Origin of the sequence: Candidatus Clostridium helianthi, from assembly GCF_045310795.1 — a bacterium.
Classification (GTDB): Bacteria; Bacillota; Clostridia; order Clostridiales; family Clostridiaceae; genus Clostridium; species Clostridium helianthi.
Map to the genome: position 1 here is coordinate 68,591 of NZ_JBJIAB010000018.1, position 20,699 is coordinate 89,289.

Annotated in this window: 22 protein-coding genes, 2 pseudogenes and 1 other annotated feature; of the genes and pseudogenes, 17 read left to right on the plus strand and 7 right to left on the minus strand. The window is 29.5% G+C overall.

From position 1 onward, the window contains the following. Positions 1–145: 145 nt before the first annotated feature. Entirely contained in the window at positions 146–721 is a 576-nt protein-coding gene (locus ACJDTP_RS14720; protein ID WP_078116725.1) for a TetR/AcrR family transcriptional regulator, read from the minus strand. Between the two features lie 142 nt (positions 722–863). Between ACJDTP_RS14720 and ACJDTP_RS14725 the strand changes: the two genes are divergently transcribed. Beyond that, the gene (locus ACJDTP_RS14725; protein ID WP_406761659.1) at positions 864–1,838 is read left to right on the plus strand and encodes an SDR family NAD(P)-dependent oxidoreductase; all 975 of its coding nucleotides are present in this window, start codon (positions 864–866) and stop codon (positions 1,836–1,838) included. A gap of 83 nt (positions 1,839–1,921) precedes the next feature. Here the strand turns inward: ACJDTP_RS14725 and ACJDTP_RS14730 are convergent, their stop codons facing one another. Then, positions 1,922–2,488: a TetR/AcrR family transcriptional regulator gene (locus tag ACJDTP_RS14730; protein WP_271813313.1), complete on the minus strand. Its 567-nt coding sequence runs from the start codon at positions 2,486–2,488 to the stop codon at positions 1,922–1,924. A gap of 160 nt (positions 2,489–2,648) precedes the next feature. Between ACJDTP_RS14730 and ACJDTP_RS14735 the strand changes: the two genes are divergently transcribed. Further along, positions 2,649–3,602, plus strand: coding sequence for a ketopantoate reductase family protein (locus tag ACJDTP_RS14735; protein WP_406761660.1), 954 nt, complete (start codon positions 2,649–2,651; stop codon positions 3,600–3,602). A 244-nt stretch (positions 3,603–3,846) separates the two neighbouring features. Here ACJDTP_RS14735 and ACJDTP_RS14740 read toward each other — a convergent pair whose 3' ends face one another. Continuing rightward, entirely contained in the window at positions 3,847–4,386 is a 540-nt protein-coding gene (locus ACJDTP_RS14740; protein ID WP_103697995.1) for a TetR/AcrR family transcriptional regulator, read from the minus strand. A gap of 119 nt (positions 4,387–4,505) precedes the next feature. Between ACJDTP_RS14740 and ACJDTP_RS14745 the strand changes: the two genes are divergently transcribed. Continuing rightward, on the plus strand, positions 4,506–5,252 hold the full coding sequence (locus ACJDTP_RS14745; RefSeq protein ID WP_406761661.1) for an EFR1 family ferrodoxin: 747 nt from the start codon (positions 4,506–4,508) through the stop codon (positions 5,250–5,252). Between the two features lie 144 nt (positions 5,253–5,396). Continuing rightward, positions 5,397–5,633 (plus strand): annotated as a pseudogene (locus tag ACJDTP_RS14750) (dihydrofolate reductase family protein); the annotation flags it as partial. A 42-nt stretch (positions 5,634–5,675) separates the two neighbouring features. On the opposite strand, the gene ACJDTP_RS14755 reads toward ACJDTP_RS14750, so the two are convergent. Then, positions 5,676–7,004 carry an IS3 family transposase gene (locus tag ACJDTP_RS14755; protein WP_406761662.1) on the minus strand — a complete coding sequence of 443 codons (1,329 nt, stop codon included), beginning with the start codon at positions 7,002–7,004 and terminating at the stop codon, positions 5,676–5,678. Between the two features lie 92 nt (positions 7,005–7,096). Here ACJDTP_RS14755 and ACJDTP_RS14760 point away from each other — a divergent pair. Both ACJDTP_RS14760 and lysS read left to right on the plus strand, forming a co-directional pair. Further along, positions 7,097–7,399 (plus strand): annotated as a pseudogene (locus ACJDTP_RS14760) (dihydrofolate reductase family protein); the annotation flags it as partial. Between the two features lie 73 nt (positions 7,400–7,472). After that, positions 7,473–7,872 (plus strand) — a binding site (T-box leader). 169 nt (positions 7,873–8,041) lie between these two features. Continuing rightward, positions 8,042–9,568, plus strand: coding sequence for a lysine--tRNA ligase (gene lysS, locus ACJDTP_RS14765; RefSeq protein ID WP_406761663.1), 1,527 nt, complete (start codon positions 8,042–8,044; stop codon positions 9,566–9,568). A gap of 1,390 nt (positions 9,569–10,958) precedes the next feature. On the opposite strand, the gene ACJDTP_RS14770 is transcribed toward lysS, so the two are convergent. Continuing rightward, positions 10,959–11,519 carry a nitroreductase family protein gene (locus ACJDTP_RS14770; protein WP_406761664.1) on the minus strand — a complete coding sequence of 187 codons (561 nt, stop codon included), beginning with the start codon at positions 11,517–11,519 and terminating at the stop codon, positions 10,959–10,961. A 294-nt stretch (positions 11,520–11,813) separates the two neighbouring features. Between ACJDTP_RS14770 and ACJDTP_RS14775 the strand changes: the two genes are divergently transcribed. The 4 genes from ACJDTP_RS14775 (at position 11,814) to ACJDTP_RS14790 (ending at position 14,646) form a co-directional block, all read left to right on the plus strand. Continuing rightward, positions 11,814–12,707, plus strand: coding sequence for a LysR family transcriptional regulator (locus ACJDTP_RS14775; protein ID WP_406761665.1), 894 nt, complete (start codon positions 11,814–11,816; stop codon positions 12,705–12,707). A 156-nt stretch (positions 12,708–12,863) separates the two neighbouring features. Beyond that, positions 12,864–13,178, plus strand: a complete 315-nt coding sequence (locus ACJDTP_RS14780; protein WP_406761666.1) for a hypothetical protein — start codon at positions 12,864–12,866, stop codon at positions 13,176–13,178. Positions 13,179–13,872: 694 nt separating this feature from the next. Further along, positions 13,873–14,052: a hypothetical protein gene (locus ACJDTP_RS14785; RefSeq protein WP_406761667.1), complete on the plus strand. Its 180-nt coding sequence runs from the start codon at positions 13,873–13,875 to the stop codon at positions 14,050–14,052. A gap of 15 nt (positions 14,053–14,067) precedes the next feature. After that, on the plus strand, positions 14,068–14,646 hold the full coding sequence (locus tag ACJDTP_RS14790) for an EFR1 family ferrodoxin (protein ID WP_406761687.1): 579 nt from the start codon (positions 14,068–14,070) through the stop codon (positions 14,644–14,646). A gap of 194 nt (positions 14,647–14,840) precedes the next feature. Here the strand turns inward: ACJDTP_RS14790 and ACJDTP_RS14795 are convergent, their stop codons facing one another. Next, positions 14,841–15,002, minus strand: a complete 162-nt coding sequence (locus ACJDTP_RS14795) for a hypothetical protein (protein WP_406761668.1) — start codon at positions 15,000–15,002, stop codon at positions 14,841–14,843. Between the two features lie 352 nt (positions 15,003–15,354). On the opposite strand from ACJDTP_RS14795, the gene ACJDTP_RS14800 reads away from it, so the two are divergent. From ACJDTP_RS14800 to ACJDTP_RS14820, 5 genes are all read left to right on the plus strand, one after another. Continuing rightward, positions 15,355–15,660 (plus strand): hypothetical protein, encoded by a 306-nt coding sequence (locus ACJDTP_RS14800; protein WP_406761669.1) that lies wholly within the window; start codon positions 15,355–15,357, stop codon positions 15,658–15,660. Positions 15,661–15,739: 79 nt separating this feature from the next. Next, the gene (locus tag ACJDTP_RS14805) at positions 15,740–15,886 is read left to right on the plus strand and encodes a hypothetical protein (RefSeq protein WP_406761670.1); all 147 of its coding nucleotides are present in this window, start codon (positions 15,740–15,742) and stop codon (positions 15,884–15,886) included. A gap of 50 nt (positions 15,887–15,936) precedes the next feature. After that, the gene (locus ACJDTP_RS14810) at positions 15,937–16,215 is read left to right on the plus strand and encodes a hypothetical protein (RefSeq protein WP_103698005.1); all 279 of its coding nucleotides are present in this window, start codon (positions 15,937–15,939) and stop codon (positions 16,213–16,215) included. Positions 16,216–16,321: 106 nt separating this feature from the next. Beyond that, entirely contained in the window at positions 16,322–17,410 is a 1,089-nt protein-coding gene (locus ACJDTP_RS14815) for an N-acetylmuramoyl-L-alanine amidase family protein (RefSeq protein ID WP_406761671.1), read from the plus strand. A gap of 152 nt (positions 17,411–17,562) precedes the next feature. After that, positions 17,563–17,952, plus strand: coding sequence for a hypothetical protein (locus tag ACJDTP_RS14820; RefSeq protein ID WP_171772089.1), 390 nt, complete (start codon positions 17,563–17,565; stop codon positions 17,950–17,952). Positions 17,953–18,106: 154 nt separating this feature from the next. On the opposite strand, the gene ACJDTP_RS14825 is transcribed toward ACJDTP_RS14820, so the two are convergent. After that, a complete protein-coding gene (locus ACJDTP_RS14825; RefSeq protein ID WP_171772088.1) occupies positions 18,107–18,616 on the minus strand; it encodes an HXXEE domain-containing protein in 510 nt (169 codons plus the stop codon). A gap of 153 nt (positions 18,617–18,769) precedes the next feature. Between ACJDTP_RS14825 and ACJDTP_RS14830 the strand changes: the two genes are divergently transcribed. Together ACJDTP_RS14830 and ACJDTP_RS14835 are read left to right on the plus strand one after the other, a co-directional pair. Next, on the plus strand, positions 18,770–19,339 hold the full coding sequence (locus ACJDTP_RS14830) for a TetR/AcrR family transcriptional regulator (RefSeq protein WP_173709939.1): 570 nt from the start codon (positions 18,770–18,772) through the stop codon (positions 19,337–19,339). A 275-nt stretch (positions 19,340–19,614) separates the two neighbouring features. Further along, positions 19,615–20,571, plus strand: a complete 957-nt coding sequence (locus tag ACJDTP_RS14835; protein WP_406761672.1) for an FAD:protein FMN transferase — start codon at positions 19,615–19,617, stop codon at positions 20,569–20,571. The last annotated feature ends 128 nt before the right edge of the window (positions 20,572–20,699 follow it).

A 20,699-nucleotide genomic window follows, 5' to 3' on the forward strand; every position in this document is an offset into this window, starting at 1 on the left:
ATGAATGGTGTGTTTTTTTATGCTCAAAGTTTTTAGGAAATGAGGGGGGACAATTTGTAAAGTCCGAATTAAAACCGCCACCCCATCTTATATAGTAAATAACTCATAAAATAAATTCTAAAATTTCATGTTAATGTTTTATTACTTAAATAAAAATCACATCTACAAATGAATTAATTAAATCAGTTGGATCATCTAATCCTTTTTCTGGTTCTAGATGTCCAGTAGAGTTAAGCTCAACAAGACCAAGAATAAATGAAGATACCATTGCTGTTAATTGTTTCGGCGATTTATTAACAGTACATTTTTGTTCATGAGCTTTTTCCAAACATTCATACAAGAGTGCAAATACTTCAATGGCTGAAATGTGCAGGGTAGGATATTGCTCCTTATTCCATTGCTTGCGGAACATTAATGGATAATGCTCTTGATTCTTTATGCCAAAATCATAAAATGCATATAAGACTTCATAAACAAGTTTTTTAGGATCATTTATTTCTCCAATTAATTTTGAAATACGGTTTTTTAGCGTATCAAAATTTTCAGTTACAATGGCTGCAAGTAAATCATCTTTATTTTTAAAATATACATAAACTGCACTTCTAGATAAATTCGTTTCTTTTCCAAGGTCACGCATACTAACCGAATCAACACCACTTGTATCAATCATTTGCCTTGTGACATCAATCAATTTTTGTTTTGTATCATTACTATTTTTCATATGAACCTCTTTTACCAATATATTTATAAATAATTTTACAACACTATGTTGACACCGTCAATGTTAGGGATTATAATAAATTCAAGTTGACGGTGTCAATGATAAAATATGTTAACTTTACTTGCAAAGAAGGAGTGTTATTATGTTAAATGAAATGAATTCAAATAAAAAAACAATTATTATAACTGGGGGGAACTCAGGATTAGGTTATGAATGTGCTAAAAACATTGCTAAAGCTAATATTAATAATCATGTTATACTAGCTTGCCGTAATGCAGCTAAAGCAAATGATGCAGTTAATTCACTAATTAAAGAAACAAACAATAACAACATAACTTCTTTGGAACTTGACCTTGCATCCTTAGAATCAGTAAGAAATTTTGTGAGCAAATTTTCAAAATCAAATTATCCACCACTATATGCTTTAGTTTGCAATGCAGGATTAATTATGGTTGATAAAACTCATTATACTAAAGATGGCTTTGAAAGTACCTTTGGAATAAATCATCTTGGACATTTTCTACTATCCAATATGCTGCTAGAAAAGATGACTGATTCAGGTAGAATAGTCTTTGTTAGTAGTGGAACTCATGATCCATTGCAAAAAACAGGTATAGCTGAGCCTGTATATGAAAATGCAAGATTATTAGCTTATCCTAAGGATGCTCATGAAAGTAAAAATATGATGATAATTGGTCAACGTCGCTACACAACTTCAAAATTATGCAATATATACTGCTCATATGAGTTAGCCGAAAGAATAAAAGAACAAACTAATAAAAATATTACAGTAAATGCTTTTGATCCTGGACAGATGCCAGGTACAGGGTTTTCACGCACTTTTCCTCCTTTAATGAAATTTGTCTGTGATTATATTCTTCCTATTTTTACTTTAGTTCGTCCAAGTGCTAATACTGCTAGCAAATCAGGTAAAGCATTAGCATCACTCATAATTAATCCTGAACTTAATGAAATTACAGGTAAATATTTTAAAGGCACAAGGGAAATAAAAACTTCGAGGCTTTCCTATAATAAAGAAAATAGAAGAGATTTATGGAGGACAAGCGTTGAATTATCAAAACTAAATAAAGATGAAACAATATTAAACTTAGACTAAGAATAATTGATAAATTTCCTCTTACATATGTAAGAGGAGGAAAATATCAGGGAGAAAAAGTATGGTTTATTTAGAGAAAGGTTTTATTTAACAGCCTTCATCCCATTCATAATAAAGCTAATAGTTTTTTCAATATTGTATTCTTTATTATTTTTACTAAAATAGCAATATTGAGCACAACTATAGACTGATGAGGAAATTAGTTTGACTAATATATTTGTGTCTCTAAAATCTAACTCATTTCTAGATACCATACTACTTAATATTTTTTCGATAAGATTATCTATTTTGTATTTTAATAAATTATCTACAGTAGAAGCTATAGATGTAGAATCAATTTTACGCTTTTGATAAAATGAGATATTGTATTCATAAAGGAAGAAAATAAGTTCCTTTATAATTTCTTCATTTAAATCTGTAGCATTTAAAATTTCTGTTGGTAACATTTCTTCAAAACAATCTATAACAAGTTCTTCTAGCAAAATATACTTATCTAAATAGTGAGCATAAAAAGTTGCTCTATTTATAGTTGCCTTTGTTGTAATATCTTTAATTGTTATATATTTAAAATCTTTTTCCTCAAGTAATTGGATAAACGACTCTTTAATCAAATTTTTAGTTCTTACTGCTCTTGGATCTTTTTCATTCATAATTTATCATTAATCTCCTTTGACAAAACAACAGATTTAATAAAATGTTGTTTATACAACATAGCTAAAAATCTATTGGTTGTAGCTTTATGAGTAATCAGATATTATATTAACATACACTTATATTTTAAACAACACATGTTTAATAGGAGGAAATATAATGAAAATTTTAATGATAGGTAGAGGAGTAATTTCAACACAATATGGATGGGCTTTAGAACAAGCAGGCAATGATGTGACATTTTATGTGCGTAAAGGAAGAATCAATCAGTATGGTAATATAGTGAATTTAAAAATATTAGATGGCAGAAAGAATAAAAAAGGTGATTTAGTAAATAAATCTTGGAAAATTAAAATGATAGAAGAATTGCCATCTGACCATGATTTTGATTTGATTATGATTAGCGTAAACCATAATCAATTAAGTACTATAATAAATTGGTTAGAACCACTTGTTAAGAATTCAACTGTTCTAATATTTAATAATATTATTGATGAACCGTTAAATTCAATTGGATCAATTCCAAAAGAGCAAGTTGTTTGGGGATTTCCTGGAGCTGGTGGATCTTTTATAAATAAAAACACATTAGATGGTGGGTTCATGAAAAACATATTTATGGGCTACATTGATAATACTACTAATAAAGCTAGATATGATATGGTAACTCGCTTATTTAAAAATGCAGGTTTTGGTATTTCTGAACAGAAAGATATGCGTAATTGGCTATGGTTTCACGTGATTACTAACGCAAGCATGATGGCGGCAGCATCAAAAGTAGGTTCGCTTAATAATCTATTTGATTCTGCAAATGCCCTTAAAGATTTTGCTTTAATATTAAGGGAACTTACACCATTGATGGCAGCTAAGGGCTCTAAGGTCAGTACAATAATAAATATCGCAGTGAATTTACCTGCAGGTCTTGTGGCTTTTGTAATGAAATTAGCATTAGCTGAAGGTAAGCTGCCAAGAGAAATAATGAGAAGTGCTAGTGGGAGAGAAAATCTAAAAGCTGAAAGTAATGTGATATTTGTGCGCGATACTCTTGCTGAAGCACGTAGACTAGGGATATCACTTCCCAGGCTTGAATCTTTAGACTCACCTATTTATAAATAATTTTAGTGGTTTTTAAACACAAATAACTAGGCAGTTTTTTAGTTCGTGTAAATTTTAAATTGAGGTATAAAATGTTTGAAGGATATGACCCAACTAAAGTACCTGAATACTATAAATCTGGTAATCCTAATCAATAATTAGATATGGCCGATTTTTCGTATGATATGCTTGAAAATAAATAAGTATTAATAGAAAACACTGGAACTATTAAAGAAAAGAGATTCTAATATAGATAACCCCTATATTACTTATTTATAAATTCAGAAACTGTCGTTGCCATATAGTCATCACTTTGTTTCATACCATTTTTAGCCCATTCAATTAATACATTATATAATCCACCTGCCATATACTCAATCCAAAATTTATGCTTCTCTGGAAGAAGTGAATTCTTGCAGAAAATCGTTTGGGATAGCTCATAAAAAGATTCAATACATTTTTCAAGAAGTATATTAGTTAAACTGGAATTGATTAAATTAGAAATTAATTTTTCATGTTTTCTAAAGTAAGAAAAGTATAGGCGTAGATTTTCATAATTGTATAGGGTTTCTTTTTGCATTACTTCCTTTGAATATTCATTAAAGAGTTCATCAAGGTATGTGGTTATAATATCTTCCTTTATATTATAATTTCTATAAAAAGCCATTCGAGAGACTCCAGCTTTTTTTGTTATTTCTGTAATGGAAATTTCTTTGAAATTCTTTTTTTCCATTAAAATCATAAGTGAAGTAAAAATACTTTCCTTTGTTATCATATTCTGTATATTAGTAGATTTATTTACCATAACAATATCCTTTCTTTTGTAACGTTTGATCTATCTTCTATTGAAATATTCTTTTGCTCACATTATACTATACACAAATAAGTGTTACAATTGTAACGTTGAAATTTAAGGAGGATATCATGAAAATTTTATATTTCACAGCAACAGGTAATAGTTTATATATAGCAAAAAGCCTTGGAAGTGATTATTATTCAATTCCTAAATTAATAAAAGAAGGTAAATATGATTTAGAAGACGAAAAAATCGGGATTGTATTTCCAATTTATGGTGGAGGGGTTCCTAAAATCGTTGAAGAATTTCTAAATAAAGCAAAATTTAAAAGTAAATATATTTTTGGAATAGCAACTTATGGAATGTATGCAGGAGCTGCAACAAGACATCTTTTAGAAATCGGAAATAGAAATGGAATTGAATTTTCTTATATTAATGAAATAGTTATGATTGATAATTATCTTCCAGGGTTTGATATAAATAAGGAGCTAGAAAAAGAACCTAAGAAAAAGATAGAAGAGAACTTAGAAAAAATAATTAAAGATATTAATGAAGAAAAGAAATATATTAAAAAACATTCTTTTATTGCAAGTGGTCTTAGAATACTAATTGAAAAATTATCTTATGATGATCAATTTGAAAAGAATTTTACTGTAGAAAATACTTGTACTGGCTGCAAAACTTGTGAAAGAGTATGCCCTGTAAATAATATAAAAGTAGATAATAAACCTTTATTTATGAATAATTGTCAACGATGTTTGGCATGTACTAATAATTGTCCGCATAATGCAATAAGAGTTAAAAAGGAAAAAAGTAAGGCTAGATTTGTTAATCAAAATGTTACATTGAAGGAAATAATAAATGCGAACAATTAATTTGTCTACCATCACTATTTTCCTCATGTTATATGACATAGGATGTCAATTATCATGAATTATTATTAGTTATACAATCAAACAATAATAGTAATAAAACAGGTGAAAATTAAAATAACTTAGATAATTAAGGAGGACCCTTATATGAAAAGAAAGATAATTTTAAATCTGGCAATAAGTCTTGATGGATATATAGCTTCAGAAGATGGTGGATATGATTGGATAGTTGGAGATGGAGACGATACATTAAATACTAAAAATAAATTCGATTTTAATAACTTTCTAGAGGGTATAGATATAGTAGTTATGGGTAAAAAATGCTATGACCAAAATATGCATAATGATTATAAAAATAAAAAAGTGTATGTAGCAACATCACAAAATAATCTGATACCTATGTCAAGGACAATTTAAAAAAGAGTGTTAAGCACTTAAAAGATGATTTCTGTATTGAACAGGAGTCATCTTTTTTAGATCCCATTTATACCTATAATTATTGTAATATATTATATATTTGTCTATTTTACTTTTAAGTTCTTCAAAAGTTTTGCATATTCGTGTTTTAACAGAATCCTTCAAATGGCCGAAAAAAGATTCTTGAGGTGCATTATCCCAACAGTTTCCACGTCGTGACATTGATTGCCCTAAGTGACTTTTTTTGAGTAAGTCCTGAAATATAGGGCTTGTGTAATGACATCCCTGATCGGAATGGACGAAGGCATTTTTATGCAATTTAACTCTTCGTTGCCTTGTTAATTTATAAATTGTTTCAGTTGCTATATCAATGGTAATTCTTTTAGATATGTGATGGGCTAGTATTTCACCAGTTGATGAATCTAGAATGGTCGATAAATAAGCCATATCACTTCCGTTATATGGCAAGTATGTAATATCAGTTAATAATATCTTTCCAGGTATATCTTGCTTAAAGTTTCTTTGCAGTATATTAGGGACAGTCCTGTGTTCCTTAGTAGCTTTAGCCATTTGCTTATATGGATTTGCTTTTCTATGAGGACATACAATGTTGTACTTCCTCATTATTCTTTGTATTTTCTTAAGACTATAGACTATATTAAATTCATTGTCTAAAATCATTTTTATAGAACGAGAGCCTTTTTTGTATCCACGACGATTAAATGCTTTTAGAATTATATTCTTAGCTTCTAAATCTTTGTTTTCACGGGCTGCTCTATGCTCTTTGGAATTAATATAATTGTAATATCCCGACCGTGAAACAGATAGCAAATTGCAAAAATATCCTGTTAAATTTTTAAAATTATTTTCCTTTATTGTAGTACCTATTAATTCAAATATATCATTAATTTTTAGATTTTTACTTCTGTTTATCAGCAACCTTTCTGTCGTGTCTAATTTTTTTAATAGTTCTACCTGTGATTCAAGTAACTTTATTTTAGCTTCTTGTCTTTCAATTATTTCTTCTTTGCTCAATTCTCTTGAACGTGGCCGTCCGCTAGCGCATTTTCGGCTGTCATCTAAACCTATAATTCCATCTTTCTCATATAAGTTCTTCCATCTGGCTGCTGATTGCTCAATTCTTTTTAACCCTATGATATCAATATCAAATCCATTTTCAGCAAATATTTCTCTAGGCAATTTTCCACCCATATATTCTTCAATAAAAAGTCTTTTAAATTCATTTGTATATGTTATTGAACGTTCACTAACTCTAAGAATATTATTATTTTTTTCTAAATTTATAATGTCTTCTTTTGAAAATAAAATCTTACTCATTCTAATCCTCCGTTGTTATTTTCATTATATAAAAAAATACCTACAGACTAAACACTTTTTTTCATGTGTCCAGTCTATAGGTATCATTTTAAAAGATTGAAGATCAAGATAATCTCTATTTTATTAGCGGAGATATTATTAAGATAATTCAAGAAGAAAAAGAAAAGGACGGCAAAGATATCTACTTATTTGGTGGTGGAGGTCTTGTAGATAATTTTATTAAAGCTGATATTATTGATGAATTTATAGTTGGAATAATTCCAACTATACTGGGCAAAGGAAGACCTTTGTTTTTAGAAAACAATCCAACAATAAAGCTGCATCTAGATGAGGTTTTTGTTGAGAATGGCATTACTATATTAAAATATACAAAAAGAAAAACAGAAGATTGTTAATTTAAGATAAAACACTATGAAGAGAGTTTTTTAGTATTATATTTACAAAAACAGGCTTTTATTGTAAACTATATTAAAAGCAATGAAAAGAAGAGTAGATAAAATAATTCATTTTCAGAGAGCTCTAGATGGTGGAATGGGGCAATGGATTTTTATTGAAGAAGGTCTTGGAGCTGCACACTGAGTCTATTTTATCCTATAGCTAGTATCCGTGGTATTCTCACACATAAGTGGAAGATAACGGCTACGCACGCTCTTGGACAGGGTACCCATTGAGGGTATAAGTTAAACTAGAATTTAGATTGGGATAAAAACCCAACATGAATTAAGTTTCACTTAATAGAGGTAGGATGTGACGGAATACCCCGTTATAGGTATAGAGTATCTCATTTTTGATGTACTTGAAGAGGTGTATACGGCAACGCATACATAAACTGAGGTGGTACCACGAATTTATAACTTTCGTCCTCAAGATTAGAAATCTTGGAGGTGAAGGTTTTTTTATTTGTATTAAGGCGATATCAGAAGAATAACAAGTAAATCCGCTTTCTTGCCTGATAAAAAACTTAAGGCAAAATTGAAAGTGTTATTTTCTTTTATATGCCTAAATTAATCAATAAATAAGTAAAGGTGGTAACAAAAATGTATGAGCAATATGAAAATCTAAATGAATTAGAAAATATAATGACAGATGCAAATGAATTTATAGTGGAGAGAATAAAAAAGTTAAATAAACTTAGTGAGCTAGGAATAAATCCATATCCTTATAATTACGATTTTAACAAAAAAACTTATACAAAAGAGATATGTGATAATTTTGATACTATTGATGAAAGTAAAGTGTTTTCTTTAGCAGGAAGAATAATGTTTCTTAGAAGAATGGGAAATGCAACTTTTGCTAATATAGTAGATGAAAGAGGAAATATACAAATATTTTTCAGTAAAAAGTTAATTGGAAGTGAAAATTATAATGTTTTAAAATTAATCGATGTCGGTGATATTATTGGGGTAGAGGGAACCGTATTTAAGACTCAGACAGGGGAAATAACTATTAGAGCAAACAAATTTGAATTGTTATCTAAATCGATAAGAACCCTTCCTGAAAAATATCATGGGATTCAAGATTCAGATTTAAGACAGAGACATAGATCCTTAGATATGATAATGAATTCAGACGTTAAAGAAAGATTTATTAAACGTTCTAAAGCAATTACTGCAATTAGAGAGTATTTAAATAATATGAATTTTATTGAATGTGATACTCCTGTACTTGACACTAAATATGGTGGAGGAGAAGCAAAACCATTTAAAACTTTTGTTAATGATTTAGATTGTGAAGTATATATGAATGTTTCTCCAGAATTATATTTAAAAAGACTTATTGTTGGAGGAATAGAAAGAGTTTATACATTTGCAAGATCTTTTAGAAATGAAGGCATTGATAGAACACATTATCCAGAATTTACTCTAATGGAATGTTATATGTCCTATGCGGATTATGAAGATATGATGAGAATTATGGAAGGAATATATGAATATGTGTTTATGTCTGTTAATGGCTCTACTAAAATAAAATATGGTGAAGAAGAAATTGATTTTAAAGCTCCATGGAAAAGAGAAACTATGTGCAATCTTGTAAAACAAGATACAGGAATTGATGTAGAGAATTTAACTAAAGAAGAAATTATAAGTAAAATTAAAGAGAATTCTCTTTTGATTGAAGAACAAAATGAAGGTTTAAATATAAATGAAGCTTCTAAAGGAGAATTAATAACAAACCTTTTTGAGGCATATAGCGAGAAGAAATTAATACAACCTACTTTTGTTATAGATTTTCCAAAAGAATCATCACCACTTTGTAAGGTTCATAGAGAAAATCCAGATTTAATTGAAAGATTTGAACCATATGCCTATGGAGTAGAGCTTGGAAATGCTTATTCAGAATTAAATGATCCATTAAGACAGCGTATATTATTACATGACCAAGCTGAAAAATTAAGAGGAGGACTAGAAACAGCAAGTCCAATGGACGAAGAATTTGCTATAGCTATTGACACAGCAATGCCACCAACTGGAGGCCTAGGTATTGGTATTGATAGAATGATAATGTTTCTAACTGGATCAAATACAATAAAAGATGTTATTGCATTTCCTTTAGTTAAAAGATAAAAATAGAAACCCTAGATAAACAACATTAGATTTAAGCTTATGTAATAATCCCCCGAAAGTAGAAACATTGTTATTTCGCAGGACTATGAAAATTTCGCTGAAAGTACTAAATTGCAGATTGCATCACTAGTGCTTGTTCCCGATTTCATTGTGACAAGCATTAGTGGAACAACCGCTAGCGGAAACTCGACTCACGTTCGTTCGCTGAGTAAGCGATTCTCACCAAATCAAAGATTCGGGTTCTCTGCTTAAGAACTTTTAACAGCTTATTTTTAAATGCCTGCTGCATAAAAATGTTTCTGCTTTCTAGTTGGGATATATTTCAGAGTATAGATTCAGATTGTAATTGTTTTATTATATAGGGGCTCTGAACTGAGAGTTGAGCTTATGTGCATATTGGGGGAAATTGAATACATATTTGTTCCATATGACTATGAAAATTTCACAAATATGTATCAAATTTATCTGATTGAGACATTTCAAATTTTCAATGAGAAACCCTATAGAGAAGCAAGAATAAAAATAAACGTATATTATGATAATACACCAATATAATTAGAAGGAATACTTAGAGCAATAAGAGCTTTTGGTATTCCTTTTTTATTTTTATGAATGTACTAAGCTAATAAGCAATAGGGCGCAAGAATTTTCATAAGGCTTTGTAAAATTTAGAGAGAGATTTAAAACAAGCTCAAAAACATTTAGTCAATATTCTTATATGGTAAAGAATATATATTCTCCACCATATTTATTCTTCAGAATACTAGAATATATATTCTGATATTCTAATATTCTGAAGAATATGCTTGAATAATGCGGGTTTGAAGGTTTTGGACTTAAAAAAAGTTCGATTTTTATGTGGTTTAAGATAGGAAAATACGCCTTAAATATTAGTAGAGAAAAATTTTAATCGAGTAATAAAATTACGGAATGCATTTGTTAAATGATTAGGGGTGAAATAAAAATTGAATTAAAAAGAGAAAAGACTTTTGTAAAAAGCAGATGGCTCTGTAATTTTTATTATAAAGTTGGATTGATAGAAATGGTTATTTTTTCAATAAACGTAGGTGGCATCCTATCTTTGCATTACATTTCATTGGTATAGGCTTAAGATAGTGGAAACAGTTTGTGAATTTAATTAGCATTGATATTATGAAAAAAGTAAATTATTGTATCAACGCATTAAGATATTAGTAGTTATTTGGAGATATTGTACGTAGCTAGTGGGCTCATCTATTTTTATTTTCAAAAATGACTTTGCATGAATTGAGAGTACAAAAAAGAAACCGCCATTTCTGGCGGAAGAGTATCTATTTATTCTGGTTTCTACATTTAGCTGGGAGTTTACATTACCATAGCAGGATACTATCAAGGAAACCAGATTAGAGTTTTATTTTACTATATTAAAAGTTCCTTCTTTTCTAGGTGCTGCTTTAGTTTCTTCTTTACTGTTATAGCCCAAAACAGCAGTACCAAACACTGCATAATCTTCAGGAACACCTAGTTCTGTAAGTACGCTTTTAACTTTAGGATCTTCTCCAGTAATAGCTAATATATGAATCCAGCAAGATCCAATATTAAGTGAATGAGCAGCTAAAAGCATGTTTTGAAGTGCAGCAGCACAATCAGATTCCTTTGTAGGTAAAGTTTTATCATAAGCCGTAATGACTATTGTAGGTGCGTTATAAAATGGATTAAAATTGGGATTTTCGCCCATTTTTCTATATTGTTCTATAGACGACTTTAACATAGCATCTTTTATTGCAGAAATTAGCTTTTCAATCTTTTCTTTATTTTGAACTGCTGTGAAATGCCAGCCTTGTTTGCCCATAGCTGTTGGAGCAAATTGGGCAGCCTCTAAAACAGTATTTAAGTCTGCATCAGAAATTTGATCTTCTTTATAAGTTCTTATACTTCTTCTTGTTAAGATATTTTGAATTATTTCATTCATAGTTTTTCTCCTTTCAATTTAAAAGACATTTTAATTTAATTTTTATATTTACTAAATGGTAATAAATATATAAGATTTTTGCTTAATAAAAAAACATCATCACCTTTGACTAATACATAAATTAAATTTATAATTAATCTATCAAAATTTAAATGTAATTTATAAAGTAATATAATGATATCAATATGTATATCATATGTCTAATTAATATTTTTCATTGAATTAATAACTAAAAGTTATAGATTGTTATTAATGCTTTATAACTTAAAATATTATAAATTAAGGAGTGTATTTATGAACTGGCAGCAATTAGAATATTTTAAAACCGTAGCGGAAACACAGAATTTTACATCAGCGGCTAATTTGCTTTCTGTAACTCAACCAGCTTTGAGTAAAGCTATTTCAAAATTAGAAGAAGAGCTAAATGTACCATTATTTGAAAAGAAGGGTCGTAATATAAGATTAACTCGTTTTGGAGATATGTTTTTAATACGTGCAAATGCTGCAATAAGAGAGATAAATGAAGGAGTAAAGGAATTACAGGATATAATTAATCCTATGGCAGGTACAGTTTCCGTATCTTCACTTTACACTATTGGAACACATTTTATTCCTTCGATTATAAGTGATTTTTTGAAGGAAAGTCCAAATACGAAATTCGAGTTTGGGATTGAATCAACTTCCAATATCTTAAACGGCCTTAAGGCTGGGAAGTTTGATTTAGGCTTTTATGATGAATTCGGAGATATTAAAGAATATGAGGAAATCGAGTCAATTCCTATAAAAAATGAGGAACTTGTTATAATAGTACCTAAAAATCATCACCTTGCTGATAAAAGAGAAGTATTACTAAAAGATTTAAAAGAAGAATCTTTTGTGTTTTTTTCAGAAGGAATAAAAGGAAAAATGTGTTCTATTTTTAAAAGTGCTGGTTTTATTCCCAAAGTATCTATGAAACCTAGTGAGAGCAGTATGGTTGTAACAGGTTTTGTTAGTGCAGGTCTTGGTATTTCTATAGTTCCCGATACCCCTAATTTAATAACTGATGGATTATCAGTACTAAGAATAAAAGAACCTTACTGTTATAGAACAGTGCATATGGGATGGCTGAAGAATGGATATATGATTCCTTCTGCAAAAATATTTAAAGATTTTGTTATTGAAGTCTCCTCAAAAATCGATATTTAATAAGATTTGCATTAAAGTATAGTTATTAGACTTACGGTAACCATGTCATAAATAAAATACAATTTCTAATTATTCATATAATTGGATGTGCTGTAGTGGCTCAAAATTAGGCTAGTAATGATTAGATTGCAATGTTAAGGGGGAGGAGAATTCCTTATGGAAATACACAATCATAATTTGAATATTCATTACTCATCACCAGATTATATATGGGATAAATTAGCTGAATTATATTCTGAAATGCCAGGATGGAGTGGTTTTATTGATGGAATTCCTCATTGGTATGCAAAAGATAATGACAAAAGAATGATTAATGCTTCAGTTGAACCTAGTGGTTTGCAATTCTATGCTGAAATGCAGCAAGAAGAATGGGATAAATGGTTTGAATTATTTAAGACGAAGTGTTCGACAATATTAGGTTTTGAAATAGGGGAACCAGAACATGGATTTGAGTTTAATATCTATAGTTAATCAGTTTTGAAAAAGAGTACAATAAAAGAAGTATTTGAGATATCAATGATAGTGATTAGACAGTAAGTGCAGATGATTTTATGATGTTGGGTTCAATAGAAAAAGTATAAAAGACGGGATAAATAGTATTAAAGAGATTATAGTGCAAGATAAATGAATCCAAAATCCAAATATGATGAGCTAAAATTTTTAGTCCTTGACTTTCTGAGAAGAATTGCTGAGGACTTTATTTATTTGCAGTCTAATACTTTGACTACACTTTATAAAAGCATGGTCAAAATGAAAAAAGAAAAACATTCTTAGTATAAAATTTATAATAAGTTACATATTTAGTATATTGTAATTTGTAGTGGAGTGTGATATATTAGCATCATAGGTTACAAAAATATATTAATGTAACTTGTAATATTCGTTCAGAGCTTTAACAGAGTTTGCGCGAGCAATTACGATTAGCCATAACTATATTCGACATATTTTGGGTGGTTGCACATGATTTTTTGTTTAAAATGAAGCAACCATTAAAAGGTTTATATCCAAGATAAATAAAAAATATGATATTACAATGGGATAAATTAAGTGAGGAGAATATGAAAGTTCCTTCAAGGAATAGCTAATAATAGTGATTTTTGATAATAACTATAAAAAATAAGTATATGGATGATATTGATTATAAGAAATAAGGAGGTAATTAAAATTGAAAAGTGTTATTTATTATTTTACAGGAACAGGAAACAATTTACAGGTAGCTAAAAAAATAGCTGAGGCATTGCCGGATTGCAAGTTGGTATCCATGGGTAAAGGGAAACATGACAGCAATGAAGTGTACGATTATATCGGTTTTGTATATCCTACATATGCCTTGAATTTGCCATGAAGAGTAACACAATTTATAAGCGAAATGTCGCTTGAAAAAAGTAAAAACGCATATTTTTTTGCTGTGACTGGATGTGGTAATATAAGTGGTGTTGCGTTAACTGTCCCTGCTAAAATTTTAGCAAAAAAAGGTGCGACACTTAATTTCGCAGAGAAAATTATTATGGTTGAAAATTATGTCGCGATGTATAAAATGAACGAGAGAAATTCAGAGAAATATCAAATTGCTACTGATAATATACCTGCATTAGTACAAAAGATAGTAGCTAAAACACAGCAGCCAGTGGGTAAGGTGAACGAGCCACTTAATATATCGACTGCTATTGGTCAAAAATTAATATATGCCAGAAAAGACAAAGGTTTTAATGTTTCTGATAGTTGTACAGGCTGTAGAACATGTGAGGCAGTTTGTCCTGTTTCCAACATAGTAATGAAAAACAAAAAGCCGAGTTTTAAGCACAATTGCGAACAATGTATGGCGTGCGTTCAATGGTGTCCAAAGCAGGCTATTAACTATAAGAATAAGACACAAAGCAGGGGACGTTATACTAATCCTAGTATTAGTTTGAAAGAATTAATAGATGGCAATAAATAGAAAAGTAAGAATTAAAACTGAGATATATTTTGAAAAATTAAGATTAAAATATGATTTGATATTTGCTTATAAAAATCTAATAAGAAATATATTGATATTGATTTTTGATATATAATAATTCGCGGTAACTCAATGAGTTACCGCGAATTTTAAAATACACTAATATTTCTATTCCAAAACAGTATAGTTTGGACTTAGACAGTAAAATCAGTGGAAAAAGCAAGCTCTTTTTGTGCTTCAAGTTCTTTAAGATGATCAAATAGTGCTTGATGAATTGAATCATAGGCATCACTACCGAGAGTAATTCTTTTTGGAGCCTCTTGCTGGTCTACACTGTTAATCATAGCTTTGACCATTTTTGCTGGATCACCAATAGAAACAATTGATTCATCTTCAAGGATACGCCTTTTTAATATAAATAATAAGAAACTTTATTTAGGAGCATTTGTAGGAAAAGCAGATGAGGAACTTCTGGATTTATTTATAAGGCCTTGAAAATGGAAAGCCACCACTTAGAGATATAAGAGATTTGAGAAAAGGCTTTGGAACTGACATATTAGAAAATGGTATATGAATGCAAGATAATTAGTAAAAATAGTGTTTTTTGAAAATTGAACAATAGGATACTTGTAATATATGTTATAATTAGGAATATATTTGTTGGAATTTGGTTGTGAGAATATTTTTTTAACTACTGGGGGGATTTGTATGCAAATTAATTCTACAGCAATTAATTTTATGTCAATACTTATTAAGTTTATTTGTATCGCAGTGGTAGTAGCGATAGTAATAGCAATGGTTTCACCTATGGCATTTGATTCACCAGGTTCGACGGAAAGCATATATACATGGATATTTTTCCTATCCACTTTCTCACTTCCAGCAGTCATATTAATATCAGTAATGATGTCATTTTTTCTTTTATTCAAATCAAAATTATATAATAAAGCAATTATAGTTAGCTTAGCACCAATAAATTATTTTGCTGCTATCTTTCTTCTTTTTAACACATAAAATTTTTTTGTTAAATTCTTTTTATATTATGAATTTGTACAAATTGACGCAATATAAGAAATTGTTATGGAGAAAATATATGAAAAAGAAAAATATTCAAAGAGTAAGTACTTTAATTATATTGGCTCTTATTATATTTTTATTTAGACCTGCATATACACCAAGCATAAATGGAAGTGAAAGTATTAGTAAATTAGTTAGTATTAGAGTTGGAGGTCAAAATTAGACATTTTATATTATATTAGATTACATATTAACGTAATTGAGGTGAAAGTTATGTTTAAATGCCCGCATTGTAAATTTAAAACCATTACTTTTTGGAAAAAAGTTGGTGGTGATTCTCGTTTCACAAAACGTATCACATGTCCATATTGTTTTCGTAAAAGTAAACTGCCATGGTGGAGCTTTTTTGTACAAATGGCATTCTTTGTTTCTGCCATGCCTATTTTTGAAGATAGTAACTTTCGTTTAATAAGTGCTTTTGGGATTGTGATTTACTCAATGATTGTTATTGTTGTAATACCTGCATTGTTTCCATTAAAAAAATTAAAATGATTAATTAAGTTTCAGTACCTTAATCATGCTAATAACAAAAAGTTACTTAAAAAGTGTTGCAATTGCAAATTTTAAATTACCAATCGTAAAGGGAGTGGGATACAAAATGGGTCGAAAAAGTATAGAAAAATTAATTGTTAAGGGATTGATATTAGTTGGAGTTTTAGCAATGTTTCCAATAGGTGCAGATGCTGAATGGAAAAAAGATAATAACGGATGGTGGTATACAGAAGGAAGCTCATGGTCAAGTGGATGGAAGTTTATTAATAATAACTTGTACTATTTTGATAGCAACGGATATATGAAAACAGGATGGGTAAAAGATAAAAACAATTGGTATTATTTATATGATAGCGGAGAAATGGCTAAAAATACTAGTGTTGGCGGTTATGAATTAAGTGCTGATGGAGCATGGATTCAAATGAAGGAAAACAATTCATCAAACAATACGGTAAATACAACAGATATCAACAAGAACAACATTACTGAAAATATTGACCAAGCTGTAAGCAAAGCCATAAAGAGTAGAGGGGAAAATTATCTAAGGGGAGAAGTGGCTACAGAAGGGCACATAGTTTTAGATGTTGAAGAAAAAGATAATATCGTGAAAGTTTACACTATTTCAAGTTTTGGTTATTTTGGCTTTGAAAATGGGATTTTTACAGAAATCAGTGGAAGTGGAGCTATTCCTACGATAATGACATTTTCTAAAAATTCAAATGGTGGTTATTCATTAATCCAATATAAAGAACCTGAAGATGGAGAAGAATGTGAAAATTCTATAAAACAGATGTTTCCAGAAAAGTTATGGGACAAGGTTTTAAAAGGTCAGGAAAGCTATTCGCAGCTTGCAGAATCAAAAGAGAAAGAGGCTAAAGAATACCTAAAACAAATTGGTAGAACTGCTGAGGTAAGCTCAAAATATGTTGAGAAAAAACGTCCTAATATTAATGTTTCAGCAGAAAATAAACTATTTGTATACTTGGGGAAGCATGACTCATTTCTAAATGACTGTCCTTATTGGATAGGAACAAAAGAGCGTGTGGAAAATGGAATAAGGCTAATTTATGAAACATCTCAAAGTAAGAGCGCTGATGGATATGATGTAATCACTTTTAAAGAAACGAAATCAGATGGAACAGTTGTTGAAGAACGCAGCTACAAAATAGTAGGAAATGAACCAGAGCTTCAGTAGAAATTGCAGGATTCTCTAGCAAATGGTAAACTTATACCACTATAGAATAATTTTTTAAACAAAAATTATAAAATGTGATTTTACAGAAATATACTATAACTTATTTGTTGTACTAAATTAATGTTCTTAATATAGAGTGTTGGGGGTATTATATGAGTAAAACATTACTCTTTACCAAAGTTATTTATTCAATATTTTTTATATGTACAATAATTACATGTATCATTGTTTATGGCAACATAGATAATAGTATGGCTTTAAAATTTGTGATTGGCTATGCTGTGTTTGCTCTATTTATGTTATTGTATGTGCTTATAATTACTTTATTTAATGCGAGAAAATTGAAATGGGATTATCTTAGAAAAGTATTAAGTAAATTTGCTATTAAGTTTGTGATATTTTTTGCACTTAACTGTGTTTTTGATTATATTTTTAAAAGTCCTAATATAGATATAATTAAGGCTGCTTCTCATGCCTTGAGTTTATCCTTTGGTTTGGCTTTTTTAGATGTTACATTTTTAGAAAGAAGAAAAAAGCTATAGAGATTTGAGATTTTTTTATAAATTATACTTTTGTAAAATGTAGAAGCAATATTAATGTATGATAAAGATATTGTAATTAGATAAATAGTGTATCCCAATTTTGAATAGGGGATGTAACGTTGGACGTTACACCCTATTATTCATTAACATATAATCATCCCACCAATTCAGATAATTTATTAATGTTTTTATGCAGTATCTTTACATTTGCAAAAACAAATACAATCCCTATAATTACCCAAATAAAAATTTCAATAGCGGAGTATCCCAAGATATTTTGGGCAAGTTTTAAAATATAGCAACATGGAATAACTGTTAGCCATGCTGTTATTTCACCAGGGACATAATGACGGTAGGATAATCGTAATAATATAATATGAAATAAGATCAGATGAACGATATTTGCTACAAGTAAACCGTACCACAAACCATAAAATCCGCTAACGTTACCAATCATAGTAGCTATAATCCACAAAATCAATTCTTCATATACACCAATTGCACATCCAGCTGTACTCTTTGTACCTCCAAAGGGTGTTATAGGAAGGCGGACATATTGTTTTAAATTCTTTTTGCACCAATGCTTTGCCATAATAATCTCTTCCATATCGTGTACAATAAATAATAACGGAAAAAGCCATACAAACCATTTTAATTCATTCATTTTTCATTCCCCCTTTGTTATTTATTTTACTCATTTACTTTAATGCTTCAAACATCAATATCTAAGTGTTTATGCACTTAAACTACAAAAATTATACAAAGTGTTGTTTATCTATATAAACTTCTTTAAAATAATGGTATGGAGGAGCTACATATGAATGAAAATGATTTGCGTGTTATAAAGACAAAAAGAAACATAGAAGAATCTTTTATTTATTTACTTGGGCAAAAAGACTTTTACAAAATAACAGTACAAGATATATTGGACAAGGCTTTGATTAATCGCTCTACATTTTACAAGCATTATGCAGATAAATACAAACTAGCTGAAACTCTTTGCAATGAAGTATTTGACTTGCTAAAAACTGGTGTAAAAGATAGATTTGACTGTGCTAATGTAGAAGATGCAATTATGGTTATAAAACCTTTATATCACATATTATCTGTTAAACGAGAAGAAATTTTAGCTCTTTTTACCATTCATACAGATACGATTCATCTGTATGATGATATGTCTAATTTTTTAAAGAGAAGCTTTTATGACCAGTATGAAACAAAAAATAAAAAGTCACCTGAAATTTTAGATTATATATCAGACTTATATGCAGCACTTGTTATGACTGCAATTAAGTGGTGCCTGCAAAACGACGGGTATGAAGAATTGACTAGTCATACTCAGCTTGTTTTAAAACTAGCAGAAGTGTTTGACTATCCATGTAAATGAATAGGGATATCTAAAAAAACATATAATTTATAAAAGTAGATAAGTTAAATAAATTTAAACAAAGATGGTAGCAACTAAATGTGAGTAGTGGCTACTTTTTTTCGTCACAAGCACTTCTAACTGTCTAGTCATATCATATCCATATTAAAATTTTTAATAAACCGTTGTGATAAATAGCAAAACAGTATATAATAAGGAACAGTTGATAGAATTTATCAATTGATATAAAATATCAACTTGCGCAAAGTATTATAGAGTTACAAAAGGAGATTTTTATGGATAGATTTTATGAAATGGAAAGCTTTTGCATGGGAACAATAATAAGTCAGAAGGTTTACGGAGAAAATGCAAAAATAGCAGCAATTGAAGTTGAGGATGAAATGAAAAGATTAGAGAGACTTATGAGTTTCTTTTTAGAATCTAGCGAAGTGAGTAAGTTAAATAGAGCGGCTGGCCAATATGAAGTTGAGCTTAGTGATGAAGTTTTATTTGTATTAAATAAAGCGAAATATTATTCAGAGATTTGTAAAGGGAGCTTTGATATTACTATAGCTCCACTTGCTAGACTATGGGGAATCTTTACTAGTAGTGAAAAAATTCCTTTACAAGAAGAAATTAATGAAGCTTTAAAACTTACTGGGCATAATTACCTAAGTATAAATAATGAGTTGAAGACATCAAAACTTGAAAAATCAGGGCAATGCGTGGATTTGGGGGCTATTGCAAAAGGTTATGCTGCTGACAGAGCAATTGAAATATATAAACAATATGGAGTAGAATCGGCTTTTGTAAATCTTGGAGGCAACGTAGCAGTTCTTGGTAACAAGCCAAATGGAGATCCTTTTAGAGTTGGTATTCAAAACCCATTGCTTCAAAGAGGGAAATGTTTAGGAGCAGTGAATGCAGCAAATAAAACAGTTGTTACGTCTGGAGACTACGTAAGATATTTTGAAAAAGATAATAAAAAATATCACCATATTTTAGATCCTAGAACAGGTTATCCTGCTGAGTCTTCTTTAATGAGTACAACTATAGTATCAAAGGAGTCTATAGCTGCAGATGCACTGTCCACAGCTATATTTATATTAGGACTTGAGGATGGAATTAAGTTAATTGACAGCCAAGAAGATATGGAGGCTATATTTATAACTAAAGATAAAGAAATACATGTTACAAAAGGTTTAAAGGAAGAGTTTACTTTCTTTAAAACTGATGGATTTACATTAGTGTAATGATAGAAGTTTCAGATATATTATTATTTTTCATGTGTCTAAAAGGAAATTTGCGAATGAAATAAGTTCGAATAAAAATTTTAGAGTGCAGTTAATTTTAAAATTTAACTGCTGATAATCTTTTATAA

Bases quoted from the DNA above. Each gene is read 5' to 3' on its own strand.
- ACJDTP_RS14820 (WP_171772089.1), top strand. From the start codon at position 17,563: ATGAGTAAAACATTACTCTTTACCAAAGTTATTTATTCAATATTTTTT.
- ACJDTP_RS14725 (WP_406761659.1), top strand. From the start codon at position 864: ATGTTAAATGAAATGAATTCAAATAAAAAAACAATTATTATAACTGGG.
- ACJDTP_RS14795 (WP_406761668.1), bottom strand. From the start codon at position 15,002: ATGGTCAAAGCTATGATTAACAGTGTAGACCAGCAAGAGGCTCCAAAA.
- ACJDTP_RS14735 (WP_406761660.1), top strand. From the start codon at position 2,649: ATGAAAATTTTAATGATAGGTAGAGGAGTAATTTCAACACAATATGGA.
- ACJDTP_RS14730 (WP_271813313.1), bottom strand. From the start codon at position 2,488: ATGAATGAAAAAGATCCAAGAGCAGTAAGAACTAAAAATTTGATTAAA.
- ACJDTP_RS14835 (WP_406761672.1), top strand. From the start codon at position 19,615: ATGGATAGATTTTATGAAATGGAAAGCTTTTGCATGGGAACAATAATA.
- ACJDTP_RS14770 (WP_406761664.1), bottom strand. From the start codon at position 11,519: ATGAATGAAATAATTCAAAATATCTTAACAAGAAGAAGTATAAGAACT.
- lysS (WP_406761663.1), top strand. From the start codon at position 8,042: ATGTATGAGCAATATGAAAATCTAAATGAATTAGAAAATATAATGACA.
- ACJDTP_RS14720 (WP_078116725.1), bottom strand. From the start codon at position 721: ATGAAAAATAGTAATGATACAAAACAAAAATTGATTGATGTCACAAGG.
- ACJDTP_RS14815 (WP_406761671.1), top strand. From the start codon at position 16,322: ATGGGTCGAAAAAGTATAGAAAAATTAATTGTTAAGGGATTGATATTA.
- ACJDTP_RS14825 (WP_171772088.1), bottom strand. From the start codon at position 18,616: ATGAATGAATTAAAATGGTTTGTATGGCTTTTTCCGTTATTATTTATT.
- ACJDTP_RS14800 (WP_406761669.1), top strand. From the start codon at position 15,355: ATGCAAATTAATTCTACAGCAATTAATTTTATGTCAATACTTATTAAG.
- ACJDTP_RS14775 (WP_406761665.1), top strand. From the start codon at position 11,814: ATGAACTGGCAGCAATTAGAATATTTTAAAACCGTAGCGGAAACACAG.
- ACJDTP_RS14755 (WP_406761662.1), bottom strand. From the start codon at position 7,004: ATGAGTAAGATTTTATTTTCAAAAGAAGACATTATAAATTTAGAAAAA.
- ACJDTP_RS14745 (WP_406761661.1), top strand. From the start codon at position 4,506: ATGAAAATTTTATATTTCACAGCAACAGGTAATAGTTTATATATAGCA.
- ACJDTP_RS14740 (WP_103697995.1), bottom strand. From the start codon at position 4,386: ATGGTAAATAAATCTACTAATATACAGAATATGATAACAAAGGAAAGT.
- ACJDTP_RS14780 (WP_406761666.1), top strand. From the start codon at position 12,864: ATGGAAATACACAATCATAATTTGAATATTCATTACTCATCACCAGAT.
- ACJDTP_RS14830 (WP_173709939.1), top strand. From the start codon at position 18,770: ATGAATGAAAATGATTTGCGTGTTATAAAGACAAAAAGAAACATAGAA.
- ACJDTP_RS14810 (WP_103698005.1), top strand. From the start codon at position 15,937: ATGTTTAAATGCCCGCATTGTAAATTTAAAACCATTACTTTTTGGAAA.
- ACJDTP_RS14805 (WP_406761670.1), top strand. From the start codon at position 15,740: ATGAAAAAGAAAAATATTCAAAGAGTAAGTACTTTAATTATATTGGCT.